The 24617-nt window shown below is 60.6% G+C and carries 22 protein-coding genes; 15 read left to right on the top strand and 7 right to left on the bottom strand.

The window, feature by feature from the left end; all coding sequences use genetic code 11:
* The first annotated feature begins 58 nt into the window (after window positions 1-58).
* From ACZ9W6_RS07205 to ccoG, 4 genes are all read left to right on the top strand, one after another.
* On the top strand, window positions 59-568 hold the full coding sequence (locus ACZ9W6_RS07205) for an N-acetyltransferase family protein (protein WP_465190418.1): 510 nt from the start codon (window positions 59-61) through the stop codon (window positions 566-568).
* Window positions 565-1188: a LysE family translocator gene (locus ACZ9W6_RS07200; protein ID WP_465190417.1), complete on the top strand. Its 624-nt coding sequence runs from the start codon at window positions 565-567 to the stop codon at window positions 1186-1188. The genes ACZ9W6_RS07205 and ACZ9W6_RS07200 overlap by 4 nt, the downstream gene beginning before the upstream one ends.
* 80 nt (window positions 1189-1268) lie before the next feature.
* A complete protein-coding gene (locus ACZ9W6_RS07195) occupies window positions 1269-3107 on the top strand; it encodes a diguanylate cyclase (RefSeq protein ID WP_465190416.1) in 1839 nt (612 codons plus the stop codon).
* Between the two features lie 99 nt (window positions 3108-3206).
* Complete coding sequence (gene ccoG, locus ACZ9W6_RS07190; RefSeq protein WP_465190415.1) at window positions 3207-4586, top strand: cytochrome c oxidase accessory protein CcoG; 1380 nt, start codon at window positions 3207-3209, stop codon at window positions 4584-4586.
* Here ccoG and ACZ9W6_RS07185 read toward each other — a convergent pair.
* Window positions 4583-5893, bottom strand: coding sequence for an aminotransferase-like domain-containing protein (locus ACZ9W6_RS07185; protein WP_465190414.1), 1311 nt, complete (start codon window positions 5891-5893; stop codon window positions 4583-4585). The genes ccoG and ACZ9W6_RS07185 overlap by 4 nt on opposite strands.
* Window positions 5894-5960: 67 nt before the next feature.
* Window positions 5961-6749 (bottom strand): substrate-binding periplasmic protein, encoded by a 789-nt coding sequence (locus ACZ9W6_RS07180; RefSeq protein ID WP_465190413.1) that lies wholly within the window; start codon window positions 6747-6749, stop codon window positions 5961-5963.
* A 154-nt stretch (window positions 6750-6903) separates the two neighbouring features.
* Between ACZ9W6_RS07180 and ACZ9W6_RS07175 the strand changes: the two genes are divergently transcribed.
* Both ACZ9W6_RS07175 and ACZ9W6_RS07170 read left to right on the top strand, forming a co-directional pair.
* Complete coding sequence (locus tag ACZ9W6_RS07175; RefSeq protein WP_465190412.1) at window positions 6904-7509, top strand: FMN-binding negative transcriptional regulator; 606 nt, start codon at window positions 6904-6906, stop codon at window positions 7507-7509.
* A gap of 299 nt (window positions 7510-7808) precedes the next feature.
* Window positions 7809-9458, top strand: coding sequence for a methyl-accepting chemotaxis protein (locus ACZ9W6_RS07170; protein WP_465190411.1), 1650 nt, complete (start codon window positions 7809-7811; stop codon window positions 9456-9458).
* Here ACZ9W6_RS07170 and ACZ9W6_RS07165 read toward each other — a convergent pair.
* Complete coding sequence (locus ACZ9W6_RS07165; protein ID WP_465190410.1) at window positions 9455-10330, bottom strand: HD-GYP domain-containing protein; 876 nt, start codon at window positions 10328-10330, stop codon at window positions 9455-9457. The genes ACZ9W6_RS07170 and ACZ9W6_RS07165 overlap by 4 nt on opposite strands.
* 258 nt (window positions 10331-10588) lie before the next feature.
* On the opposite strand from ACZ9W6_RS07165, the gene ACZ9W6_RS07160 reads away from it, so the two are divergent.
* The 8 genes from ACZ9W6_RS07160 (at window position 10589) to ACZ9W6_RS07125 (ending at window position 18074) form a co-directional block, all read left to right on the top strand.
* Window positions 10589-11584 carry a class I SAM-dependent methyltransferase gene (locus ACZ9W6_RS07160; protein WP_465190409.1) on the top strand — a complete coding sequence of 332 codons (996 nt, stop codon included), beginning with the start codon at window positions 10589-10591 and terminating at the stop codon, window positions 11582-11584.
* Between the two features lie 80 nt (window positions 11585-11664).
* Entirely contained in the window at window positions 11665-13209 is a 1545-nt protein-coding gene (locus ACZ9W6_RS07155) for a diguanylate cyclase (protein ID WP_465190408.1), read from the top strand.
* 15 nt (window positions 13210-13224) lie between these two features.
* Window positions 13225-13722 (top strand): YgjP-like metallopeptidase domain-containing protein, encoded by a 498-nt coding sequence (locus ACZ9W6_RS07150; protein WP_465190407.1) that lies wholly within the window; start codon window positions 13225-13227, stop codon window positions 13720-13722.
* Window positions 13723-13830: 108 nt separating this feature from the next.
* Window positions 13831-15450: an NAD(P)/FAD-dependent oxidoreductase gene (locus tag ACZ9W6_RS07145; RefSeq protein ID WP_465190406.1), complete on the top strand. Its 1620-nt coding sequence runs from the start codon at window positions 13831-13833 to the stop codon at window positions 15448-15450.
* A gap of 287 nt (window positions 15451-15737) precedes the next feature.
* Window positions 15738-16388, top strand: coding sequence for a YiaD family glycine zipper/OmpA-like lipoprotein (locus tag ACZ9W6_RS07140; RefSeq protein ID WP_465190405.1), 651 nt, complete (start codon window positions 15738-15740; stop codon window positions 16386-16388).
* A 34-nt stretch (window positions 16389-16422) separates the two neighbouring features.
* Complete coding sequence (locus tag ACZ9W6_RS07135; RefSeq protein WP_465190404.1) at window positions 16423-16662, top strand: Lar family restriction alleviation protein; 240 nt, start codon at window positions 16423-16425, stop codon at window positions 16660-16662.
* 30 nt (window positions 16663-16692) lie between these two features.
* Entirely contained in the window at window positions 16693-17409 is a 717-nt protein-coding gene (locus ACZ9W6_RS07130) for a substrate-binding periplasmic protein (RefSeq protein WP_465190403.1), read from the top strand.
* A gap of 20 nt (window positions 17410-17429) precedes the next feature.
* Complete coding sequence (locus ACZ9W6_RS07125) at window positions 17430-18074, top strand: tetratricopeptide repeat protein (protein ID WP_465190402.1); 645 nt, start codon at window positions 17430-17432, stop codon at window positions 18072-18074.
* Here ACZ9W6_RS07125 and ACZ9W6_RS07120 read toward each other — a convergent pair.
* From ACZ9W6_RS07120 to ACZ9W6_RS07110, 3 genes are all read right to left on the bottom strand, one after another.
* Complete coding sequence (locus tag ACZ9W6_RS07120; protein ID WP_465190401.1) at window positions 18058-19968, bottom strand: ABC transporter ATP-binding protein; 1911 nt, start codon at window positions 19966-19968, stop codon at window positions 18058-18060. The genes ACZ9W6_RS07125 and ACZ9W6_RS07120 overlap by 17 nt on opposite strands.
* A gap of 182 nt (window positions 19969-20150) precedes the next feature.
* Window positions 20151-21971: a phosphoenolpyruvate carboxykinase (GTP) gene (locus tag ACZ9W6_RS07115; protein ID WP_465190400.1), complete on the bottom strand. Its 1821-nt coding sequence runs from the start codon at window positions 21969-21971 to the stop codon at window positions 20151-20153.
* A 191-nt stretch (window positions 21972-22162) separates the two neighbouring features.
* Window positions 22163-23797, bottom strand: coding sequence for a methyl-accepting chemotaxis protein (locus ACZ9W6_RS07110; RefSeq protein ID WP_465190399.1), 1635 nt, complete (start codon window positions 23795-23797; stop codon window positions 22163-22165).
* Window positions 23798-24008: 211 nt separating this feature from the next.
* Between ACZ9W6_RS07110 and ACZ9W6_RS07105 the strand changes: the two genes are divergently transcribed.
* Entirely contained in the window at window positions 24009-24290 is a 282-nt protein-coding gene (locus ACZ9W6_RS07105; protein ID WP_465190398.1) for a hypothetical protein, read from the top strand.
* Window positions 24291-24364: 74 nt separating this feature from the next.
* Here the strand turns inward: ACZ9W6_RS07105 and ACZ9W6_RS07100 are convergent, their stop codons facing one another.
* Entirely contained in the window at window positions 24365-24583 is a 219-nt protein-coding gene (locus tag ACZ9W6_RS07100) for a YdcH family protein (protein ID WP_465190397.1), read from the bottom strand.
* Window positions 24584-24617 lie beyond the last annotated feature (34 nt).

The following is a 24617-nucleotide window of genomic DNA, read 5'->3' as shown; positions in this document are numbered from 1 at the left end:
GATTCACAAATGACATAACATGCCGCAGAATCAGGCATCCCTATCCGGAATGCCTGCCATGAAACCTCAACTCGAACTGGCGCTCGCCACCGACCTGCCGGCGATTGTCGACATCTACAACAGCACGATTGCCGGCCGCATGGTAACGGCCGATCTGGAACCGGTCAGCATCGCCAGCCGCCAGGCATGGTTTGATGCCCACCAACCGGAACGCCGTCCGCTGTGGGTGGTGCGTGAAAACGGCCGCCTGCTGGCCTGGGTCAGCCTGTCGGATTTTTATGGTCGCCCGGCCTATAACGGCACCGCCGAAGTCAGCATCTATCTGCACGAAGACGCACGCGGCCGCGGCCTAGGCAGCGCACTGCTGGCTGAAGTCATCGAACGTGCCCCCGCCTACGGTGTAGAAAACCTGCTCGGCTTCATCTTTGGCCACAACGAGCCCAGTCTTGCCCTGTTCCGCAAATTCGGCTTTGCCGAATGGGCACACTTCCCGCGCGTGGCCGTGCTCGATGGCATCCACCGTGACCTGATCATTCTGGGCAAAGCCCTGGCAGCACCCGCAGCATGATGCCTCTCGATCAGATCCTGCCCTTTCTCGCCGCTGCCATGCTGATTACCTTGTCACCCGGCCCTGATAATCTGATGGTGCTGACGCTGGGTATCAGCCGTGGCCGGCTGGCCGGCATGGTATTCGGCCTCGGTTGCGCGCTGGGCTGCCTCAGCCACACCCTGTTGGCCGCCATCGGCATCAGCGCGCTGATTGCGGCCTCGCCACTGGCATTCGGCCTGCTCAAATTTGCCGGCGGCGCTTATCTGATCTGGCTGGGCTGGCAGGCTATCCGCAGCACCGGCAGTAGCGTCGGCAACCGTGCCGACAAGCCGGAGCGGCTGCTGACCTTGTTCAGCCGCGGTCTGATTGCCAATGCCATCAACCCCAAGGTGGTGCTGTTCTTCCTTGCCTTCCTGCCGCAATTCATTCCGGCCGGCAGCAGCAATATCGCCGGGCAAACCGTGCTGCTGGGCAGCCTGTTTACCCTGCAAGCCGCCATCCTGTTCGGCCTGCTCGGTTTTTTTGCCGGGCATGCCGGCTCGTGGCTGCAAGGCGATACCAAACGTGCGATCTATCTCGATCGTATTGCCGGCACGGTCTTCATTGCACTGGGGGCCCGTCTGGTACTGACACCCTGATCAATAGCAAAGCACGGCGGGCTGAAACTTCATAGAATTCATGCGAGAATCCCGTCATCTTCAGACGCATCAGACCCGCAATGCGCTTACCGTCAGCCCGTCACCTTGCGCCGCATACCCTGCGCGCAATCATCACCAGCACTCTGCTTGCCCTGCTGCTTTTGCTGCTTGGCGTGCTGGAGCTGACCGGCTCGCATCACGAATTCACCCGCCAGGGCTACACCCAGGCCCGCGTCAGCAATCAACTGCTGTCTGAGTGGATACAGCGCGAGTTCCGCGAGATCGAACTGGTGCAGAATACGCTGGCACGCCAGCTGACCGAAGACGATTTTCGCCTCGATAATGACAAGAGTCAGCGCAGCGCGCTTGAAACCCGACTGGTACGTGCCATGCACGGCATTCCTCAGGCTTACGATCTGATTCTGGTCGACCCGCAGTGCAAGCTGGTTCTGTCATTCAAGGTGTCACCCGGCTTTGATGCGCGCGAGCGCAGCTACTGCAAGGCACTGCAATCCCCAGCCCGTAACGACCGTTTTGTCAGCGAACGTTTCCTGACCGTGGCCGGCGATCATGTGATTCTCGCCGCCCAGCGGGTACGCGGCGATGATGGCAAAGTGATCGGCCTGATCGGCACCGCGGTACGGGTCGAGCACTTCCAGACCCAGATCAACCGCGCGATGACCGGTTCGCACAATGACATCATGGTGTTTGCCGACCGTAATCTGCAGCTGCTGGCGCGCCAACCCATGCTGCCATCGCTGCCGGAAAAGCCGATAGATGACCCCGCCGCCAGAAAAATGCTGGCGGAGAACAAGCTGCAGGCCAGCTACGAGTTCACCTCCCCGCTTGACCATCGCACCCGTCTGCACCAGACCTCACAGATCGAAAACCTGCCCGTAATCGTGACGGTTGGCATAGACAAGGATGCCTTGTATCGGCCGTGGTGGGACAAGCTATACCTGTTTGCCGCCAGCTGGCTGGTCATGGTGGCACTGATCGTGTTTGCCACCCGGCGCTATCTGCAGAACATCCGCCTGGGTGAAGCACTGACCATGCATAGTGCGGCAATCGACCATGCTACAGAGGCCATCCTGATCGCCAATGGCGATGGTGTTGTCGAGTATGTGAACCCGGCCTTCACCCGTATGTCCGGCGTCGCCGCTGATGACATTCTCCACAAACAGGAACTGGGCCAGGTCTTGCTGGGCCATCAGCCCGAACTGCTGCAGGAAATGCAGCAAAGCATCCACAAGGGCGAAAGCTGGCGCGGCGAGCTGGCCAGCCAGCACCTCAATGGCAACCAGTATTACGAGACGGTTTCGGTGGCGCCGGTACGTGACCAGAACGGCCAGCTGGTACACCTGATTGCCATCAAGTACGACATTACCCCGGCCAAGAAACTGCAGATGGATCTGGAGCGGCTGGCCAATACCGACGAGCTGACCGGCCTCTACAATCGCCGCCAGTTCATGCAGCGTGCGCACGAGGAAATCGCCCGCAGCCAGCGCTGGCAGCGCCCGCTGACCATCGCCATGCTTGATCTGGACTTCTTCAAGCGCCTGAACGATCGCTACGGCCACGGTTTTGGCGACGAAGTGCTACGCCGCTTTGCCCACTGCATCGAATACAACGTGCGTCTCGAGGATGTTTGCGGTCGCCTTGGCGGCGAGGAGTTTGCCATCCTGCTGCCCGATACCGATCGTAATAATGCACGGCTGATCATGGAGCGCGTGCGCCATGCCGTTGCCGAGATCCGCCTCGACAACCCACTGGGTGGCGAGCCGGTCAGCTTCACTGTCAGTATCGGCATCAGCGAGCTGTATCCGGGCGAGGAAACGCCAACCCCGATGATTGCCCGCGCCGATGCCGCGCTCTACCTGGCCAAACAGGAAGGGCGCAACAATGTGCGCAGCAGTTGATCTGACTCGCTGTGTCCGTCCGATGCCGCTGCTCTGTGCCTGTGGCTGAGGACCTCGCAGCGCTATGCTCGGCCATCTTTCTCTGTATGGTCCCGCATCATGGCTGCCATCTTCGTCATTGCCCCGGCTGAAAAGCTCTACCCCAAACTGGCCACCGGCCGTTACAACAACTGGCGCGTCGCCTTTGTCCTTCTGACCCAGCTGATCTACTTTGCAGCGCCGTGGTTGAACTGGAATGGTCGCCAGGCCATGCGTTTCGACTTCGACACCATGCGGCTGTATTTCTTCGACCTGATTCTGCTGCCGCAAGACTTCATCTATCTGGCTGCCGTGCTGATCATCTGTGCGCTCGGTCTCTTCTTGTGGACCATGATAGGCGGGCGGCTGTGGTGCGGGTTTTCCTGTCCGCAAACCGTCTACACCCAGATCATGCTGTGGATAGAACGCGCCATCGAAGGGCCGGCCAAACAGCGTCAGGCGCGTGACCGCCAAGGCTGGAACGCCGCGAAAATCCTGCGAAAAGGCAGCAGCCAGGCGGTAATGCTGCTGTTTTCGCTGTGGACCGGCATCACGCTGGTTGCCTACTTTACCCCAATGCGCGAGCTGGCCAGCGAGCTGGCTGTTGGCCGCATGGGTTTCTGGGAGGCCGGCTTTGCCCTCGGCTATGCCGGTTTCACCTGGCTGCTGGCCGGACATCTGCGCGAACAGGTCTGCCTGCACATGTGCCCTTATGCCCGTTTTCAGGGCGCGATGTTTGATGCCCATACCAAGGTCGTCGCCTACGATAGCCAGCGGGGCGAGCCGCGCGGCAAGCTGCAACGCCAGTCGCTTGCGGCCAACCCTGTCGGCGCAAGTGCGGTCAAGCCAAAGGGCAGCTGTGTCGATTGCGGGCTGTGCGTGCAGGTCTGCCCGACCGGCATCGATATCCGCGATGGCCTGCAATACCAGTGCATCGGCTGTACCGCCTGCATCGATGCCTGCGACGAGGTGATGGACAAGATCGGTGAGGCGCGTGGCCTGATCCGCTTTGCCCCTTACGAAGAAAACGCCGGCCCGACGCCAGCCTGGTGGCAACGCCCGCGTGCGGCGGTGTATATCGCTCTGATCAGCGCCATTATTCTGGCCTGCACGGTTGGTCTGGCGCTGCACAAGCCTTTCCGTGCCGACTTCCTGCGCGATCGAGCGATCATGGCGCGCGAGAATAACGAGGGATATATCGAGAATGTCTACCAGCTGCGCCTGATCAACAGCAGCCACACAGGCCAGCGCTACGAACTGGGCAGCCAGCAAAAAGGCATCGTGGCGATTCACAGCCCGCTGCTGGAAGTCCCTGCCAACAGCAGCCGGGACTATATTGTCACCCTGCAGGCAGACCCGGCCGAGCTGGCACCGGGCAGCCACGATGTCATCGTCAAGGTCAAACAGCTGGGCAGCCAGCTGGAGCGTGAGGAAACCCTCGGCTTCCTGATGCCGCGCTAAACGGTTGTGGTGGCCAGTGCCTCAAACCAGCGCTGTGCCGCCGCGCCTTTACCCGGAATCGCATAACTGGCGTTCAGCCGCAAACCGCGTGCACCCGGCTCGCTGAAGCAAATCGCGCCATCTTGCAAGATGATGCCGGCACGCCCTGCCCCGGCAATCAGCTGAGCCGCACTTTGCGGCAAACTCGCCAGCCACAGGAAATAAGCCCCGCCTGGCCGCTCTTGCCCTTGCAACAAAGGCTGGCACAAGCTCTGCCAAGCACTCATGCGCTGCTGCAACTTGGTTTGCAAATGCTGCAGCAAGGCCTGATGGCGATTGCCGGCCAGCAGTTCGGCCAGCACCATCTGATTCGGCAAGGGTGAGGCCAGTGTCTGCGCCTGTTTCAACTGGCACACCAGCGGCAGATGGCGGCCTGCGGCCAACCAGCCGACGCGATAGCCGGGGGTCAGCGATTTGGAGAAGGTGCTGCAGAGCAAGACGCGGCCATCGCTGTCCTGTGCCTTCAGCGGCAAGGGTGTACTGCCATCGAAGGCCAGATGCCGATAGGCATCATCTTCGATGATGGCCAGATCATGCTGCGCCGCACGCGCCAGAATGCCGCTGCGCAAATCAGCAGACAGGCTGCGACCGTGCGGATGGGCAAATACCGACATCAGCGCCAGTGCCTGCACGCCGCCCTGTTGCAGCAGCGTGTCGAGTTCGGCCAGATCCGGCTCGCCATGCGCCGGCCAGTGCCAGCTCAATACCTCGACACCGTGCGTGGCCAGCCAGTTCAGCATGCCTGGAAAGGCGGGCTGCAGCACAATCACCCGCGGCTTGGCCACACCATGCAGCACCGCCGCAAACGCCAGCGACAAGGCCTCCATACCACCACAGGTAATCAGCACCTCGTCAGCATGCAATTGCCAACCCTCGCCATGCGCGAGCCGGGCAATCTGCCTTTGCAGCGCGGGCAAGCCGCTGGCAGCAGGCTCGGCCAGCAGAGATGGATACTGGCGCATCACATTGAAGAAGATACGGCCAAGCGGGCGGGTGTCGTACAAGGCGGGGTCGATAAATGGTGTACCGGCCGGCACGGTTGGCCGCAATTCGCGGCTGCCCGACTGGGTGACAACATAGGCGCTGCGCGGTCTGGCCTCGGCAAAACCCAGCCGCTCCAGCTCGTAATACGCGCGCCGTGCGGTATTGAGGCTGACGCCGTGCTGGCTGACCAGCTGGCGCAAGGAGGGCAAGGCATCGCCGGCCTGCAGATCGCCATGCTCGATCGCCTCGAGCACCCTGTTTACCAACTCTCCGTACTTGCTCAAACAACACTCCTACCGGTCGCTGTGCGCGCATTATGACGACAAGCAAGCAGGCAGGGAATGCCAATGATCAACGCTTGCGCTTGTCGATATCGGCGAATATGGCGTGGCGCGTCTGGGTGATCAGCAACTCCAGCTCACCGGTGTCCTTCATTTTTTTCAGCTCGCGGTTGAAGCGGCTGATCAGCTCGGCCCCTTGCGGATGGCGTCGCCAGATCACGATACACAGCGGTGTACTCCAGTAGGCACGAGCCATCGGCACGATGCGCGCTGCCTGCGAAGGTGGCAGATTGATACGGTTGGTCAGCTGGCCAGCCTCGCCTTCCATCGGGAACAGGTCGATACGGCCTGCGGCCAACTTGCGCAGATTGCTGACATCATCGCTGGCAATTTCGACTTTCAGCACACCGGTTTTCTCCAGCGAGGTGAAATCGTCCGAATAGAAATTGCCGGCCGTGATACCGAAACGGTAATTGGTCAGATCTTCCAGCTTGTTCCAGCTATAACTCTCGCCCAGACGATGAAACAGCACCATACGGAAGGGCAGCACCTCGTCGCTGAACAGCAGGTCCTTCAACCTGTCCTCGTTCGGCGTCCAGCCCAGACTGCCGTCAACATTGCCGTTGCGCGCCATCTGTATCGTGCGGTTGTTCGGATACCAGCCATATTTGACCGTCACATTGCCACGGCGAAACACCTCGCTGACCACCCGGCTCAGAATGCCGCCAAACGGCAGCTTCTCGCCCATGTATGGCGGATATTCCTGATTGGAAAACTGTACGGTCAGCGGTTTCTCAGCGGCCATTGCCGGCAACACCAACAGGCTCAGCAGCAACAAGATGACTTTGCGCAAGAACATGACTGTCTCCTTCCGGATACCTGACTTCAGCGTAGTGCGCACATGGCGATAACCCAAGTTTGGCCCTGTGACTCCGCGCATTTTTGGTTCTGTCAGTAACGCTGATGACACGGCATGCTGAACGGCATGAATTAAAGCCAAGGAAAACCTGCCGATGACTCTCTATATTCCTGCCGCATTCCAGAGTGATGCTGCCAGCCATATAGCCAGACAAGCCCCGTTCGCGACCCTGCTGACCTGTCCGGAAGGTCAGTTGCCGATGATCAGCCATCTGCCGCTGATCTTCGACCCGGAGCAACCCGATACGCTGATCGGCCATCTGGCCCGCAGCAATCCGCATGCCGATGTACTGTTCAGCGCACCCTCGATTGCCATCTTTCAGGCCGAGCATGGCTATATCTCGCCCGCCTGGTACCAGAGCAGCAATCTGGTACCGACCTGGAACTACCGGGTCAGCCATGCCGAATGTCAGGCCGAAGCCGTCAGCAACGCACAGCTGCTCGCCCATCTCGAAGCCTTGGTATTCAGCATGGAAGGCCCTGATGGCTGGTCCGGACAGCAACTGGCTGACGGGGTGCTGGAAAAAATGAGCCGCGGCATTGTCGGCTTCCGCTTGCGAGTCAGCCGCTGGCAGGCCAAGGAAAAACTCAGCCAGAACCGGAATGCCGCCGACCTGACAGCCGTGATCGCCGCACTGAGCAAGGGATCGGGCGAACAACAGGCCTTGGCCGCGGCCATGCGGCAATCCGCTCAAGCGTGAGCAGCCGTTCAAAATCACTATTTATAAATTAATGCCATATGATTTATATGGCATTTTAAATGTTATCTAAAAGCAACAATGCAATGCCAGGGAGATTGATAGTTGCCGACAAGGTTTCACTCTGAATAGTCCGCCAGGCGCACCGTGGTTATACTCGCCAACTTCGCATAAATGTTAAGCAGTCATCAACAAATACTCAGGGAAGCATCCGCTATCACGTGATGAGGGCAAAAGAGCCTCAAGGCCGGCCCGGTTGATGACATGCGACAGGAACGCCATTTCAATCACGGAGCATCGTCATGGGCCGCAACTGGTCATTTGCTGTTCGCATTACGGCAGGCTTTGCCATGCTTGCCAGCATCATCCTTATTCTCGCCTTTACCGGCACCTCGGCACTGAATCGTGCCCATCGCGATGTCGAAACACTGGCAGACCAATACCTGCTGTTCAGCCAGCAAGTACAAGGCAGCCAACTGGCCATCATCAATCTGCGCCGCTTTGAAAAAGACGCCTTCATTCATCTGGCCCAGCCAGAAAAACGCCAGGACTATTTTGCCCGCTGGGAGAAATCACTGGCCCAGGCAAGACAAAAGCTGAAAGAAGCGGCCACCATCGCGGCGGCCAACGATAGCCTGCGCGACAGCAAACTGGCCGGCCTGCAACAGCTGGAACAGGAACTCGGCCGCTACGAACAGGGCTTCCGCGCGGTTTACCAGCAAGTCGAGCAAGGCCAGATCCTGGATACCATCAGCGCTGATCTTGCCATCGAGCCTCACAAAAAAGCCGTGTCCAACGCCGAAAAAACCATCATGGCGCTGGTCGACAGCATCAATCAGGAAGCCGACAGGCTGCAGCAGGAACTGACTGACAGCACTGAAAGCGCGTCGATGCTGATGCTGGTGGTGAGCCTTGGCTCCCTGCTGCTGGCCATCGCGCTGACCGCCACCGTGGTGCTGTCGATCCGCCGTCCGCTGGGCCAGATCGGCCAATTGACGCGCCAGCTCGCCAGCGAACGCGACCTTACCCTGCAGCTGCCGGATTTCGGCCGTAACGAGATCGGCCAGGTTGGCCGCAGCCTGAACGAGCTGATTGTCACCGTGCGCCAGCTGATCAGCGAATCCCACCAGCACTCGGTCCGCCTGGTGGATGCCGCCGACCATCTGGGCAAGGTCAATCACGCGCTGAATCAGGCCAGTGCCAGACAGTCCGAAGCCACTACCGAGAGCGCTGCCGCGATTGAAGAGCTGACCGTCAGCATCAGCCAGATGGCCGACAATGCCAGCAAGGTAGCCGAACAGGCCAGCCAGGCCTCGACCGCCGCCAGTCACGGCCAGCAACAGGCGGATAGGGCAGTCAGCCAGATCGAAAAGATCGCGCAAAGTCTGGGCCAGACAGCCAGCACCATTGCCAGCCTGAACCAGCGCTCCGGCGAGATTGACGGCATTGTGCGCGTGATCAGCGACATCGCCGAACAGACCAATCTGCTGGCACTGAATGCGGCGATCGAAGCCGCCCGGGCCGGCGAAACCGGCCGCGGCTTTGCCGTGGTGGCAGACGAGGTGCGCAAGCTGGCCGAACGTACCAGCCAGGCCACCAGCGAAATCAACCAGCGCATCCAGGCGGTGCAACAAGACACGGCACTGGCTTACAACAATATGCAGCAGGCCAATGCGCTGATCGACAGCGGTGTGGAAGAAACGCGCAAGGTCAGCGCGGCACTGGCCGAGATCCAGTCCTGTTCACAAGCGTCAGAACAGCAGGTGTCGGAAATCGCCAGCGCCATTCGCGAGCAGAATCTCGCCAGTCAGGAAGTGTCGGCCAATGTCGAGCACATTGCCGATATGAATAACGAGACGCGCCAGTCGGTGGCCAGCGCCGCACAATTGGCCGAGCAGCTGGGCCGCCAGTCCGGCGAGCTGGACGCCAGCCTCGCCCGCTTCCGGATCTAGCTCAGCAGCCGTTGCCACCAGCGCTGCGGGATGGCCGGCCGCAGCGCCGGCCTCACCGCGGCAGCCATGCGATACACCATCGCCTCGTCAGCCCTTGGCTGGCGCGCCGCTACCGGATCGGTCTGGCCGGTCGGCGTCACTGACAAGCTGCCATCCTTGCGGCCAACCACATAAGTCATGGTGCAGGACGGGCAATAAACCTGATCGCCCTCGCGGCTGTGGCCGGTCAGCACGATGGTCGGGCCACAGACACCACAATGCTGCAGCGGAATGCCCGGCTCGCTGTGGCCGATGATGTGATCCAGCCGCCCGGCCTGACCCAGCGCCAGCACCTTGCGGCCAACCTCTTCATCAAATTGCCCGCCAAGATTTTCTTCGATGATCTGCAAAGCGCGTGCCAGCGGCATGCCGGCACGGTAAGGGCGTGAGCTGGTCATCGCATCCAGTGCATCCGTCACGCCGACAATCCGCGCCACCAGCGGAATCGCCTGTCCGCGCAAGCCCTCCGGATAACCGCGGCCGTCCGGCGTCTCGTGATGATGCAGCACCGCTGACATCGCCAGCTCGGCCAGCGGATGCGCCTGCAGCAAGTCGGCACCGATGCGCGGGTGGGTCTTGATCACCGCATATTCTTCCTCGCTCAGGCGGTCGCGCTTGTTGAGAATCGCATCGGGAATACCGACCTTGCCCAGGTCATGCAAAAAGCCGCCCAGCTCGATACGCGCGACTTCGGCCTCGTCCAGCCCCATGCTCTCGGCCACCAGCCGTGAAAACTGCGATACCCGCCACAGATGGCCGCCGGTATAGGCATCGCGGGCCTCGACCAGCATGGCCATGGTGAACAGCGACTGCAACAAGTCTGCCGATGACATGTATTCCCCTCTTTCCGATTCAGTGCTTGTGCCGGCTGGCAATCTCAGGGTTGATGCCGCGCCCTGCGGCCAACCTCCTGCCGGTCTACATTAATCTATTGAATGTATTTTCGATTGCTTAGTCATAGTACAAAGCCGATTCTTACAACACCCGCCCACATTCCGGCAGGACAGCCCGGCCGGCTCGGCGTACAATGCGCGCATTGATTACGGCCGGGCTAGCCCCCGGCCGTCTGCCATTCCAGATTGCGAGTTACCATGTCGAACCTTTTGTCCCTGCTGCAAGACGCCCGCGCGCGTCGCGCCCCACTGCTTGCCACGCTGCAAGCCGAACATACCGACTGCTACCGTCTGTTTGACGGTGATGCCGAAGGTCGTCCCGGCCTGACGCTGGATTGCTACGGCAGCATCCTGCTGGTACAGACCCAGGACGCGCCGCTGCAGGAAGACGAACAGGCGGCCATCGCCGAGCTGGCCGCCGGCGAGGCATGGACACTGGTCTACAACGACTGCCGTGGCGAGCGCCAGGATTACGCCAACGAGCTGGACGACAATCTGCTGTGGGAAGTCCAGCACGAGCGCCAGATCAGCGAAGGCGGTATCCGCTATCACTTCGAAGCGCGTCCGCAGGGCCAGCAAGTCGTACTGAACCTCGCCCAGCGTGCCGTGCGTCGTCGCATTCATCAGGCCGCCGCCGGCAAGGAAGTGCTGAGCCTGTTTGCCGACACCGGCAGCCTCGGCATTGCCGCTTCGCACGGTGGTGCAAGCTTCGTGCAGGCCATCGATCATCAGGATTTCCGCCTGCGTCTGGCACGTGCCAATGCCAAGCTCAACAGCCTGCCAACCCGTCCGCGTAGCCTGCACAGCGATCTGTTTGCCGCCATGCGCCAGCTGTCCGGCACCGGTCAGGCCAAGGTCGTGCGCCGCAAGAAAATGCCGGCCTTCCCTGAGCTAGAAGCCCGCCAGTTCGACCTGGTATTGCTGGATCCGCCGGTCTACGCCAAGAGCCCGTTCGGTGTCGTGGACAGCCGTAATGACTACCCGGCGCTGTTCAAGCACGCGCTGCTGGCAACCCGCGAAGGCGGCCAGCTGCTGTGCGTGAACCACGCCAGCGACATCGACGGCAATGCCTGGCTGGAGCAGCTCAAGCGCAGCGCCGCCAAGGTTGGCCGCACGGTGCACGAGGCACAGTGGATTCCGCTCGATCAGGACGTACCGGCCAGCCCGCTGCTGGCCGTACTACTCGAAGTCTGAGTCCCCACCCGGCGAAAGCCGGGTTTTTTTTGCCCGATCATTTTCTACACTCCAATAAACTGTCCTGCGCGGAGCCTGCCGTGTTGCAACCTGCCTTTCCGTCGTGCGAGTCGGCCCGCCTGGCCCTGTTGCAGCAGACTGCCCTGCTCGACACCCCGGCAGAGATCGAATTCGACCTCATCGTCCAGCTGGCTGCCCGGCAGTTTGGCGTACCGATCGCGCTGATCTCGCTGATAGACAGCCAGCGGCAATGGTTCAAGGCCAAGGTCGGACTGGATGCCTGCGAAACCGGCCGCGACATTTCCTTCTGCGGCCATGTGGTTGCCGACGAGAAAATGCTGGTGGTGAACAATGCCCTGCTGGATGACCGTTTTTCGGATAACCCGCTGGTCGTGCAAGGGCCTGAAATCCGCTTTTACGCCGGCGCGCCGCTGGCCATCAGCAATGATCTGATCATCGGCACGCTGTGCCTGATCGACAGCAAGCCACGCGAATTCGATCTCGCCGCCCGCGAGCAACTGCAGGCGCTGGCCGATCTGGTTTCCGAGCTGATCCGCAAGCGCATGGCAATCGAGCTGCTGCAACGCCAGCGCAATCTGCTGATCACCATCAACCAGGCGCAGATCAGCTTTCTGCTGGAGCGCGACATGGCCGCGGCCTGTCTGAGCATTCTGGTGCCCCTGCTCAAATCCACCCAAGCCACCCTCGCCTTCATCGGCAGCATCAGCAAAAAACAGTCAGACAAACAGCAACTCGATATTCCCAGTCTCGTACACCACGACAGTGACGCCATGTCCTGGCTGACGCCGCAACTGGACTACACCGCCGGCCGCTACCAACTGGCGCGCATGGACCCGATCTTCCAGCGCGTGTTCGAAAAAGCCCAGCTGCAATGCATCCAGCCTGGCGGCGGCAACCCGGTCGGCGTCAAATCGCTGCTGGCCATCCCCTGCCAGTTTCATGATGAGGTGCTGGGGGTGATGGTGCTGATGAACCGCGCCGGTGGCTTTGACAAGGAAACCATCCAGCAACTGCAGGCCGTCTCGGACAGCATTGCCACGCTATTGCATGTACGCGAGCTAGAGGACGCGCGCCTGCACGCCGAGCAGGAGCTAGCCCGCCAGGCTCAGCACGACATGCTGACCGGCCTCTACAACCGCCGCATCCTGCTGGAGCGCTGCATGCAGTCGCTGCAGCTGTATCGCCGCTACCAGCAAAACTTCAGCATCCTGATGATAGATCTGGACTACTTCAAGATGATCAACGATAGCCTTGGCCATGCGGCGGGCGATATGGTCTTGCGCGAGGTCAGTCAATTGCTGCTGTCGCTGGTCCGCGATTCGGACACCGTCGCACGCTGGGGCGGTGAGGAGTTCTGCGTGCTGCTGCCCAAGGAGAATGTCGAGCAGGCGATGCTGCTGGCACAAAGGCTGATCAACGCTGTCGGCCAGCTGCAGATTCCGTGGGCCGACAAGACCATCCAGCTGACCATCAGCATCGGGGCTGCCGGTATGCACAATCCGCAGGAAAGCCTCGATGACCTGCTGCAAAGAGCCGACTTTGCGCTGTACGAGGCCAAACGGCTGGGGCGTAATTGTGCCCATATGGCCAGTCCGGGTGACTGATGCGTACAATGCCGCATGTCCGCGCTTATCTATCTTTCTGCCTATCCCGCCAGCCTGCAGCAGCAGGTACAAACCCTGATCGACCAACAGCAGCTGGCCGGCTGGCTGGCCAAACGTTATCCGGACGGCCATGACGTCCAGTCTGACCGTGCACTGTACGACTATGTGCAGGCACTCAAGCAACGCTATCTGAAAAACGCTCCGCCACTGGCCAAGGTGCTGTACGACAACACCATGCACCCGGTGAAAGGCACGCTGGGCACCAATGCCTTCATCTCGCGCGTGCAGGGCGGCAAGCTCAAGAGCAAGAACGAGATCCGCGTGGCCACGCTGTTTCGCGATGGCGCGCCCGAGTTTCTCGAGATGATCGTGGTGCACGAGCTTGCTCACCTGAAAGAAAAAAACCACGACAAGGCGTTTTACCAGCTGTGCTGCCACATGATGCCCGACTACCACCAGCGCGAGTTTGACGCGCGCGTGTGGCTGACGGCGCGCGAGCTAGGCCTGCTGTAAGGTTGGCCGCATGCGGCCAACGTTGTCGCCGCCACTGGCCATCGCTACAATACGCACCCTGTTGATTTTACTGAACTATTGCGGCACAGCCCGCCGCCAGGAAACCCCATGATCCGCATTGCCGAAATCAAGCTGCCGCTCGACCATCAGGAACACGAGCTGCAAGCCGCCATTCTCGCCCGCCTGGGCATCGCCGCCAGCGAGCTGGCCAGCTTCACCGTATTCAAGCGCAGCTATGATGCGCGCCGCTCTTCACAGCAGCTGATCTACATCATCGACGCCGAAGTGGCGAACGAAGCCGCCCTGCTGAAGACCCTGCGCCACGACAAGCAGATCAGCGTCACGCCGGACATGACTTACTACTATGTCGGCCAGGCCCCGGCCGAGCTGTCCAGCCGTCCGCTGGTGATCGGCTTTGGCCCCTGCGGGATTTTCGCAGCCTTGATCCTCGCGCAAATGGGCTTCAAGCCCATCGTGCTGGAGCGCGGCAAGGAAGTGCGACAGCGCACCAAGGATACCTGGGGCCTGTGGCGCAAGAACGAGCTGAATCCGGAATCGAACGTGCAATATGGCGAAGGCGGCGCAGGGACCTTCTCCGACGGCAAGCTGTACAGCCAGATCAAGGACCCGCGCTACCTTGGCCGCAAAGTGATTGCCGAATTCGTGAAGGCCGGTGCGCCCGAAGAAATCGTCTACGTCGCCAAGCCGCATATCGGCACCTTCAAGCTGGTAACGATGGTGGAGAAAATGCGCGCCGAGATCATCGCGCTGGGCGGCGAAATCCGCTTCGAACACAAAGTCACCGACCTCTTGCTGGACGAGCAGGCCGATGGCCAGAAGCAGATGCGCGGCGTGGTGCTGGCCAATGACGAGCAGATCCTGTCTGACCATGTGGTACTGGCGCTGGGACACAGCGCGCGCGACACCTTCGAGATGCTGCATGCGCGTGGCGTGTATATGGAGGCCAAGCCGTTTTCCATCGGCTGCCGTATCGAGCACCCGCAATCGCTGATCGACCAGGCACGCTGGGGCAAACACGCGGGTCACCCGATTCTGGGTGCGGCCGACTACAAGCTGGTGCATCACGCCAGCAACGGCCGCGCGGTATACAGCTTCTGTATGTGCCCGGGCGGTACCGTGGTGGCCGCTGCCTCCGAGCCAGGCCGCGTGGTCACCAATGGCATGAGCCAGTATTCGCGTAACGAGCGCAATGCCAACTCGGCGCTGGTGGTCAGCATTTCGCCGGAAGACTATCCGGGCGAAGGCCCGTTGGCCGGCATTGCGCTGCAACGCCAACTGGAAGAGCTGGCATTCAAGCTCGGCGGTGAAAACTACGAAGCCCCGGCCCAGCTGGTGGGCGATTTTATGGCTGGCCGCGCCTCGACCCGGCTTGGCGAAGTCGAACCGTCCTACAAGCCTGGCGTGAAAATGACCGACCTCACCAGCATCCTGCCGCCGTATGCGGTAGAGGCGCTGCGCGAGGCCATTCCTGCGTTCAACAAGCAGATTCGCGGCTATGCGATGGACGACGCGGTGCTGACCGGCCTCGAAACCCGCACCAGCTCGCCGCTGCGCATTACCCGTGGCGAGGACTTGCAGAGCCTGAACGTGCGCGGCCTGTATCCGGCCGGTGAAGGTGCCGGCTACGCGGGCGGCATCCTGTCGGCCGGTGTCGACGGCATCAAGATCGCCGAGGCGGTAGCCAAAGCCGTGCTGAAGCTGGCCTGAGCCGACAAACGGGCACACGGCTTGCCCGGCGGGCATTTTGTTAACAGTCCGTAAGAAAGCCTATCGAAACGCGTGGCAACCCCCAAGTTGCACGCGTTTTTTGCTGCATGCCTGCTTATGTCATGATAAAACCGCGACAAGCTGGGGTGGCAGGGCCACTTTCGGCCATGCAAAAGCTTGGCGTATCGCCAATCGCGGTCGATAACTGTTAAATACGCCGGCATTGCCGTCTGCACTGCCAGACGAGCCGCCACCCTGCATCCTGTGATTTTCAAAAAGGAATGTGCATGAATATCCCGTTCAAATCCCTGCTGCTGGCTACTGTTGCCGTAACCCTGAGTGCCTGCGCCGTCAACCCGCAAACCGGCCAGCGCGAAATGAACAAGACTGCCACCTATGGCCTGGGTGCTGCGGCTGCTTGCGGCATCGTCGGTGCCATCACCAATGGCGGCAAGGGCGCACGCAATTCGGCGCTGGCTTGCGGCATCATCGGTGCCGGTGTCGGTGCCTATATGGACCATCAGGAAAAACTGCTGCGCGACAAGCTGGCTGGCAGCCAGGTACAGGTGCAGCGTGTCGGCGACCAGATCAAGCTGGTGATGCCGGAAAACATTACCTTTGCCACCGGCAGCTCGGCACTGGGTGCCAGCGCCGTGAAGACGCTGCGTGATGTTGCCGGCGTACTGGCTGAATATCCGGATACCACCATGACCGTGTCCGGCCATACCGACAATACCGGCACCCTCGCGCTGAACCAGCGCCTGTCAGAACAGCGTGCCGGCTCGGTAGCCGCCGTGTTGCAGCAGAATGGCGTGGCCAGCAGCCGCATCCACACTGTCGGCTATGGCCCGAGCCAGCCGGTAGCCGGTAACGACACCGCCGATGGCCGCGCGAAGAACCGCCGCGTCGAAATCGCCATCAATCCGGTCAAAGCCTGAGTCTGACTGACAGCATGCGGCCAGGGTTGGCCGCATGCTTTTTTGTTATGATGCCCGCCCTATTCCGCCATTCGTGATGATCATGACCGACAATACTGCCAGCCCGCTCAAACCCTGCCCGAAATGCGGCCAACCTGCCGAAGTCGTCAAGGCCGGCTCGCGCCGTTTCTGGGTGCAATGCAGCCATTACGCCGGTCAGGGCACCTGTTCGGCCATCGGCCAGCAAGCGGACAACCGCAAGGAAGCCATCGCGAACTGGAGCAAGGTTCGCTAGTGGTAGTCAGACTCGGATCGGGAAGCCATCATGCGTTTTCTCAGTCTTCTGTTGCTATTCTCGTCATGGGCCCACGCCGAAGCTTGGCGCGTGGCCGGTGACGAGCAGTTCCCGCCTTACAGCTATCTCGATAGCGCCCAGCAAAGCAGCGGCCTCGATGTCGAGCTGGTACAGACCATTCTCAAAACCGGCAATATCGGCCACAACTTGCGGCTCTACCCGTGGGAACGCGTCAAGCAAATGCTGGCTCGCGGCGATGTCGAGATGGCCTTCCAGTTTGCCGGCACGCCGGAACGCTTTGCCCAGTACCGCCTCGTTGGCCCCATCCGCCAGGGCACGACGGTCATCATCACCCGCACCGAGTTGCCCCTGCGTCAGTGGCGCAGCTTTGCCGATCTGAAACCCTATGTCATCGGCCAGGTGCGCGGTTACAGCTATGAGCCGGAATTCGACCGCGCCGAACTGACACGCGATCTCAGCGCCCAGAATCCCGCCCAGCTGCTGGCCATGCTGCTGGCTGGCCGCGTCGACGTGATTGTCGGTGACAAGACCCAGCTGTTATTTCTGGCCAGGCAGATCAATGCCACCAATCGTCTGCGCGTGCTCGACAAACCGCTGATTGTCATGCCGCGTTATGTGGCCTTCAATAAGATGGATGAGGCACGTGCCAGCGAGTTTGCACAGGCCCTCGACAGCGCACAGAAAGCCGGTGCGCTGGATGCCATCTTGCGGCGCTGGGGCGGCTAGACCCGGCGGGAGGACGCGCCATGAAGATCCTGCCACTCGTTCTGCTATGTAGTCTGTTTGCCCTGCCCGTTTCGGCGGCAGACGAAGTCAGCATCGTCCCCGGTTGGGAAGCTTATCAGCAAGGGGATATGAGTAGCGCCCGCGCGCAGTTCGAGCTGGCTGCCCAGCAGGGCGATCGCGTGGCCGCCTACAATCTGGCGATGATGCACTGGCGCAAGGAAGGCGGACTGTCAGACCGCAAGGCCGGCCTGCGCTGGCTGCAACAGGCGGCCGATGCCGGGCTGGCCCAGGCCGAGCACGCACTGGGCGTGCTGTATGAAAGCGGCGACACCGTCAGCCGCTCGCTGCCGCAGGCGACGTTCTGGTTTGACCGTGCGGCCAACCATGGCCTGACCGTTGCCCAGATCGATCTGGCTACCCAGTTCTATCTCGGTCGTGGCGCGCCACAAGACAACAGCCGAGCCGCCTACTGGTATCTGCGCGCCGCCGAACAGGGCGATGCCGGCGCGCAATACCTGATTGCCAGCATGTATGAAAAAGGCCTTGGCGTGCGGCTCGATATCGAACAGGCGATCCGCTGGTATGCCAAGGCCGGGGTGCAGGGAGATGTGGCGGCCAGCATGAAGGCAATCGAGCTGGCCAAACGCATCAGTCCTGCGTTGTGAGCTGGCCGGCTGTCTCGCCAGCGGCCGTGCCCGAGCCGGCAGCCAAGGCCTGCTCTTCTTCGGCATCGATTTCCTCGCCTAGGAAACCGCCACTCTGATGCGCCCACAGTCGCGCGTACAAGCCGCCCTTGGCCAATAGCGCCTCGTGTGAGCCCTCTTCGACGATGCGGCCCTTGTCGAGCACGATCAGTCTGTCCATCGCCGCGATGGTCGACAGGCGGTGGGCAATCGCCACCACGGTCTTGCCTTCCATCAGCCGGTACAGGCTGCCCTGAATCGCCGCTTCGACTTCCGAATCCAGCGCACTGGTCGCCTCGTCCAGCAGCAGAATCGGTGCATCCTTCAGCATCACCCGCGCAATCGCCACACGCTGACGTTGGCCGCCAGACAGCTTCACGCCACGTTCGCCGACATGGGCATCGTAGCCGGTGCGGCCATTCGGATCGCTCAGCGTCTCGATGAAATCATGCGCCTCGGCCTTGCGCGCCGCCGCCATCATGTCTTCGTCGCTGGCATCCACCCGGCCGTACAGCAGGTTGTCGCGCACCGAGCGATGCAGCAGCGAAGTATCCTGCGTCACCATGCCGATCTGCGCGCGCAGGCTGTCTTGCGTCACCTGACTGATGTCCTGGCCGTCAATCAGGATGCGGCCGGATTCCAGATCATAAAAACGCAGCAGGAGATTGGTGATGGTGGACTTGCCGGCACCGCTGCGGCCCACCAGACCGATCTTCTCGCCCGGGCGGATGGTCAGATTCAGGCCGTCAATCACCACCCGCTCGCCACCGTAGGCAAAGCGCACCTGATCAAACTTCAGCTCGCCGCGGCCAACCTTGAGCGGCTGCGCCTGTGGCGCATCGACAATCGCCACCGGCTTGCTCAGCGTGGTGATGCCGTCCTGCACCGTGCCGATCTGCTCGAACAGATTGGCCATCTCCCACATGATCCAGTGCGAAATACCGTTCAGGCGCAGCGCCATTGCTGTGGCCGCTGCCACCGCGCCGACACCGACCTGCCCCTGCATCCACAGCCAAACCGCCGCACCGGCCGTACTGGCAATCAGCAACATGCTGAGGAAGTGGTTGACCATCTCGAAGCCGCTGACCAGCCGCATCTGACGATAGGCCGTCTGCATGAACTCTTCCATCGCGCCCTTGGCGAAATCCGCCTCACGCGAGGAATGGGCAAACAATTTGACGGTGGCGATATTGGTATAGGCATCAGTCACCCGGCCGGTCATCAGGCTGCGCGCATCGGCCTGCGCCTTGGCGGCGACGCCCAGGCGCGGCACGAAGAACTTCAGCGTCAGCAGATAACAGGCCAGCCAGCCACCGAAAGGCAATAGCAGCCAAGCATCAAAACTGCCGACCACCGCCACCATGGTGACGAAGTAGATCACGATGAAGACCAGGATATCGGCCACGATCATCACCGTTTCGCGCACGGCCAGTGCCGTCTGCATCACCTTGGCCGACACGCGGCCGGCAAACTCGTCCTGGTAAAAGCTCATGCTCTGGCCCAGCAGATGGCGGTGAAACTGCCAGCGCAGGCGCATCGGGAAGTTGGCCGCAAGGCCCTGGTATTTGCACAATGCCTGCAACGCCACCAGCAAGACACTGCCAAACAGGATGCCAAGCAGGGTCAGCAACTGCTGTTGCTGCGTTTGCCACAGACTGGCCGGCTCGACTTTGGACAGCCAGTCAACAATATTGCCGAGCATGGCAAACAGCAGCGCTTCAAAAGCACCGATGATGGCAGTCAGCACGATCATGCAGGCGATCAGGCCACGCATGCCGACCGTGGCAGACCAGATAAAGGGGAAAAAGCCGGAAGGCGGCTGTTGCGGAGGGGCAGACGGATAGGCATCTATCCGCCGTTCAAACCAGCGAAACATAAAGAACACTCCTGACCTGCACCATGGAGAATGGGCAGTAAAGGGTTTATCGGGACGCCAACGATAATCCCGATTGCATTCTTGTGCAACTATTGGCCATAAAATGACAAATCCCTGCCTTAAGCAGGGATTTGTTGCCAAGCTTGGCCGCATGCGGCCAACTATCTCGAATCAGCGCGGACTCAGGACAAGGCGGCAGCCAGTACTTTGCGACGCTCGGCCAGCGCCGCAGGCAGCTTGTCGGCCAGCTTGGCAAACCACTCGTCGTGAGCAGCCAGCTCTTGCTGCCAGGCCGTCTGATCCAGCGTCATCAGCCGGTTGAAGTGCTGCTGGCCAAAGCCGTCCAACCCTTCCCAGTTCAGGTGCTCGTAAGACGGCACAAAGCCCAGCACGCTGTCGTGGGCAGCGGCAGTGCCCTGCACGCGGCCGATGATCCATTCCAGCACGCGCATATTGTCGCCAAAGCCCGGCCAGATGAACTTGCCTTCGTCGTCTGTACGGAACCAGTTCACGCAGAAGATGCCCGGCAGCTTGTCGACCTTGCCGGCCATATCCAGCCAGTGCTGGAAGTAGGCACCCATGTGATAGCCGCAGAACGGCAGCATCGCAAACGGGTCACGGCGTACCACACCCTGCGCCCCGAAGGCCGCCGCGGTGGTTTCCGAACCCATGGTGGCGGCCATGTAGACGCCGTCTTCCCAGCTGGCCGCTTCAAACACCAGCGGCACGGTGGACGAGCGGCGGCCACCGAAGATGAAGGCCGAGATTGGCACGCCGGCAGCGTCGTTCCACGCCGGATCCAGCGACGGGCACTTGGCGGCCGACACGGTAAAACGCGCATTCGGATGCGCCGCCTTGCGGCCGGTTTCCCTGGCGATTTCCGGCGTCCAGTCCTTGCCCTGCCAGTCGATCAGATGCGCAGGGGCCTCCTTGGTCATGCCTTCCCACCACACATCGCCGTCGTCGGTCAGCGCCACATTGGTGAAGATCACGCCTTCGTTCAGCATCGCCATCGCATTCGGGTTGGACTTCACCGACGTGCCCGGTGCCACACCGAAGTAGCCGTTTTCCGGATTGATCGCGTACAGCTTGCCGTCGGCTGCCGGCTTGATCCAGGCAATGTCGTCGCCAACGGTGGTGACTTTCCAGCCGTCGTAGGTCTTGGGCGGAATCAGCATGGCAAAGTTGGTCTTGCCGCAGGCGCTAGGGAAAGCCGCTGCCACATAGCTCTTTTCGCCCTTCGGACTTTCCACGCCCAGAATCAGCATGTGCTCGGCCAGCCAGCCCTGCTCACGTCCCATGGTCGAGGCGATGCGCAGCGCGAAACACTTCTTGCCCAGCAGTGCATTGCCGCCGTAGCCGGAACCATAAGACCAGATTTCGCGGGTTTCCGGATAGTGCACGATGTATTTGGTGTCCGGATTGCACGGCCACGGCTTGTCGGCTTCGCCTGCGGCCAACGGTGCGCCGACAGTGTGCACGCATGGCACAAAGTCGCCATCCTCGCCCAGCACCTCGTAAACCGCCTTGCCCATGCGCGTCATGATGCGCATCGATGCCACCACATAAGGCGAGTCGGTAATCTCGATGCCGATATGGGCAATCGGCGAACCCAGCGGGCCCATGCTGAACGGGATTACATACATCACGCGGCCAGCCATACAGCCATCAAACAGGCCGTTCAGCGTGTTGCGCATCTCGGCCGGTTCCATCCAGTTATTGTTCGGGCCGGCATCCTCGCGTTGCTGCGAGCACACATAGGTACGGTCTTCGACCCGCGCCACATCGGACGGGTCAGAGAAGGCCGCGTAAGAATTCGGACGCTTTTCCGGGTTCAGCGGTTTCAGGGTGCCGGCAGAAACCATCAGCTCCAGCAGCTGGCGATTTTCGGCATCGGAACCATCTACCCAATGAATGGCGGCGGGCTTGGTCAGGGCAGCGATTTCGGCTACCCAGTTGATCAGTTTCTGGTGGCGGACGAAGGACGGGGCTTGCACGGACATGAACAACCTCGGTTTTGGACGGGTTTAGGGTTAACCCGTATTTTCCCGCATTTGTAGTCCGATTGCTTCAGAATTATTTTTGAAAGTCGAAAAATTCACTGTTTTTCATCTGATTAATAGCAAAAACACTGCCATTAATCACAATGGCCGGTTAATTAAACCGACCAAAGGTAATTCCAAAACTACAAGCATCACACCTTGAAGCGCGAGATGCTGTGGTCGAGCTCGCCCGACTGCTGCTTGAGCCCGCTGGCAAGGACAGCTGCCTCGTTAACCGACTGTCGGGTACTGTCGTTCATCTGCGCGATCTGCTCGACGTTCATCGCAATACCCTGGCTGGCGATACTCTGCTCTTTGACGGCACTGGCCATTTCCGCCACCTTGCCGACGGCTTCCTGCGAATAACGATGAATGTCACCCAGCGCCAGACTCACCTTGCGGGTCTCGTCTACCCCGCTGCTGATCATATTGGCCGCTTCTTGCATATTGCCGTAAGCCAGCGTGGTGTCGCCTTGCACCGCGCGTATCCGCTCGGTAATTTCGTTGGTGGCACTGGTGGTGCGCTCGGCCAGCTTGCGCACTTCATCGGCCACCACGGCAAAGCCGCGGCCAAGCTCCCCCGCACGCGCCGCCTCGATTGCTGCATTCAGCGCCAGCAGATTGGTCTGGTCGGCAATATCGTGAATCACCCGCACGATGTCGCCGATCTCGTTCGAACGCTGATTCAGCGCATCCATGGTCGAGGAGGTCCTGGCGATACTGTCGGCAATGCGCTCGATCTGCACCTTGGCCTGATCTGCCTGCATGCTGCCGCTGCCGGCAGCCAGCGAGGTACTGCGCACATGGCTTTCGACTTCGGCAGCATTATCGGCCATCACATTGATGCTGACTGTCAGTTGCTCGATTGAGGCAGCGCTGGCCGCTGCCGCCTGCGACTGCATCGCCGCCGCCTCGGTAATATCCTGATTCACGCTGGACAGACGGTCTGCCGCACCGACCAGCCGGGCAGAGTGATCATGCGACTCGGCGATCAGATGGCGGATAGTCTGCAACAGCCCATTCAGCGAACTGCCGACGCGGCCGATCTCGTTCTTGCCAAACGATGGCAGCTGCACCGTCAGATCACGCTCGCTGGCCAGCGTTTCGGTCAGCACGCAGATCTGGTCCAGCGGCTGGCGAATGGAGCGGGTCACCAGCCAGGCCACGGCAATTGCCAGCAATAGTGCCAGTGCACCCAGTACCAGCATCAGCATCCGCGATTGCGCGATCTGGGCAATCAGCTCATTTTGCCGCGCAACAACCTCGCCTTCGATACCGGATACCAGCTCCTTGGTCAGCTCTTCGGTGCCGCGAATCTGATCCTTGAACTTGTCCAGCGCCTTGTTGGCATCGCTGGTCGCGGCAAAACTGCCGGCCTGCACGCCGGCATACACCTGAGCATAGCCTTCTTCATAACCCTTCAACCGTTCACGCAGCTGCCTGAGCTTGTCGACAGCGGCCGGGGCATCGTTAGCCTTTTCGGCACTATCAACCGATTGCCGCACGGCTGCCATCGCCTTCTGCCATTTGTCGTGATACTCGGCGTGCTTCTTGGCATCGGCCAGCGTGATGAAGCTGTCTTTCTCGTAACGGCGCAAATTACCGACTTCGGCCCGGACATTCTGCACTGCCTGATTGAATGCCAGATCCTGGCCCACCAGGCGGTTCACATCACTATTGATGCTGTGAAAGGCATACAGGCCATCAGCCACGATGATCAGCAACAACAACAGCACCACGAGAAAACCACCAGTAATCCTGCTGGCTATGGAAATATTTCTGAGCATGCCTGCCTCCCGGTATGCGTTTTTGCCTGCACAACAATGCAATAAGCATCAAGCATCTGATTCATAAAGTTATTTGCTCTGGCTTCAGCATAGGAAATTTCCGTCCAGCACAACACCCATATCCACCTGACCACCGCAGGCAACACTGACAACTTGCCATTTGCCGACGCAGCGCCTTCACTTCAAGAATCACTCGATGGAGACACCTCAAATGCTGATCACCGAAGAAGTCCTGTCTGCCCACTTCATGACGCTCAGACGCACCCCCTTCCCGCATGTGCTGATCGAGCAGCGCCTGCTGGCAATGGGCGGCAGCGGGCCGGATGGCATGAGTTATCGCAAGCAGGTGCTGGCAGCGGCTGGCTGGGGCTATGACGGCCTGACCCCGTTTGCCAAGCACCCGGACCTGGCGGCCAAGGCCTTCAACCGCATTCGCGAAGTGCTCGAAGAAAACAGCAGCAAAGACAGCCTGCTCGCCGCGCTGGGTGGCTGAGTAGCCAAACAAAAACCGCCAGCCCGATCGGGGTGGCGGTTTTTCATGTTGGCCGCAGAGCGGCCCGAGCATGATCAGGCGGTTGCAGCGGCCTTCAGGATCACATACAGCTCGTCTTTCAGCTTCAGTTTCTCTTTTTTCAGATCTTCGATCTCAACGGCCGAACCCGGCTCGATGCGGGATTCCATATTCTTGATCTGCTGGTCGATTTCATTGTGCTTGTCGAACAGGCGAGTGAAATGTGCGTCCTGACCTTTCAGGCTGGTAATCAATTCGCGATATTCCGGGAACATGGGCAACTCCTTCTATTCGGGTGGTTTCACTATT

Source organism: Vogesella lacus (assembly GCF_979366295.1).
The sequence above is the reverse complement of the archived record's forward strand: the minus strand, read 5'-3'. Positions and strand labels throughout refer to the sequence as shown.

What these genes read in the sequence shown, in the direction of transcription:
- ACZ9W6_RS07205 (WP_465190418.1), top strand. Translation starts at nt 59, where the DNA reads ATGAAACCTCAACTCGAACTGGCGCTCGCCACCGACCTGCCGGCGATT.
- ACZ9W6_RS07200 (WP_465190417.1), top strand. Translation starts at nt 565, where the DNA reads ATGATGCCTCTCGATCAGATCCTGCCCTTTCTCGCCGCTGCCATGCTG.
- ACZ9W6_RS07195 (WP_465190416.1), top strand. Translation starts at nt 1,269, where the DNA reads ATGCGCTTACCGTCAGCCCGTCACCTTGCGCCGCATACCCTGCGCGCA.
- ccoG (WP_465190415.1), top strand. Translation starts at nt 3,207, where the DNA reads ATGGCTGCCATCTTCGTCATTGCCCCGGCTGAAAAGCTCTACCCCAAA.
- ACZ9W6_RS07180 (WP_465190413.1), bottom strand. Translation starts at nt 6,749, where the DNA reads ATGTTCTTGCGCAAAGTCATCTTGTTGCTGCTGAGCCTGTTGGTGTTG.
- ACZ9W6_RS07175 (WP_465190412.1), top strand. Translation starts at nt 6,904, where the DNA reads ATGACTCTCTATATTCCTGCCGCATTCCAGAGTGATGCTGCCAGCCAT.
- ACZ9W6_RS07170 (WP_465190411.1), top strand. Translation starts at nt 7,809, where the DNA reads ATGGGCCGCAACTGGTCATTTGCTGTTCGCATTACGGCAGGCTTTGCC.
- ACZ9W6_RS07165 (WP_465190410.1), bottom strand. Translation starts at nt 10,330, where the DNA reads ATGTCATCGGCAGACTTGTTGCAGTCGCTGTTCACCATGGCCATGCTG.
- ACZ9W6_RS07160 (WP_465190409.1), top strand. Translation starts at nt 10,589, where the DNA reads ATGTCGAACCTTTTGTCCCTGCTGCAAGACGCCCGCGCGCGTCGCGCC.
- ACZ9W6_RS07150 (WP_465190407.1), top strand. Translation starts at nt 13,225, where the DNA reads ATGTCCGCGCTTATCTATCTTTCTGCCTATCCCGCCAGCCTGCAGCAG.
- ACZ9W6_RS07145 (WP_465190406.1), top strand. Translation starts at nt 13,831, where the DNA reads ATGATCCGCATTGCCGAAATCAAGCTGCCGCTCGACCATCAGGAACAC.
- ACZ9W6_RS07140 (WP_465190405.1), top strand. Translation starts at nt 15,738, where the DNA reads ATGAATATCCCGTTCAAATCCCTGCTGCTGGCTACTGTTGCCGTAACC.
- ACZ9W6_RS07135 (WP_465190404.1), top strand. Translation starts at nt 16,423, where the DNA reads ATGCTTTTTTGTTATGATGCCCGCCCTATTCCGCCATTCGTGATGATC.
- ACZ9W6_RS07130 (WP_465190403.1), top strand. Translation starts at nt 16,693, where the DNA reads ATGCGTTTTCTCAGTCTTCTGTTGCTATTCTCGTCATGGGCCCACGCC.
- ACZ9W6_RS07125 (WP_465190402.1), top strand. Translation starts at nt 17,430, where the DNA reads ATGAAGATCCTGCCACTCGTTCTGCTATGTAGTCTGTTTGCCCTGCCC.
- ACZ9W6_RS07120 (WP_465190401.1), bottom strand. Translation starts at nt 19,968, where the DNA reads ATGTTTCGCTGGTTTGAACGGCGGATAGATGCCTATCCGTCTGCCCCT.
- ACZ9W6_RS07115 (WP_465190400.1), bottom strand. Translation starts at nt 21,971, where the DNA reads ATGTCCGTGCAAGCCCCGTCCTTCGTCCGCCACCAGAAACTGATCAAC.
- ACZ9W6_RS07110 (WP_465190399.1), bottom strand. Translation starts at nt 23,797, where the DNA reads ATGCTCAGAAATATTTCCATAGCCAGCAGGATTACTGGTGGTTTTCTC.
- ACZ9W6_RS07105 (WP_465190398.1), top strand. Translation starts at nt 24,009, where the DNA reads ATGCTGATCACCGAAGAAGTCCTGTCTGCCCACTTCATGACGCTCAGA.
- ACZ9W6_RS07100 (WP_465190397.1), bottom strand. Translation starts at nt 24,583, where the DNA reads ATGTTCCCGGAATATCGCGAATTGATTACCAGCCTGAAAGGTCAGGAC.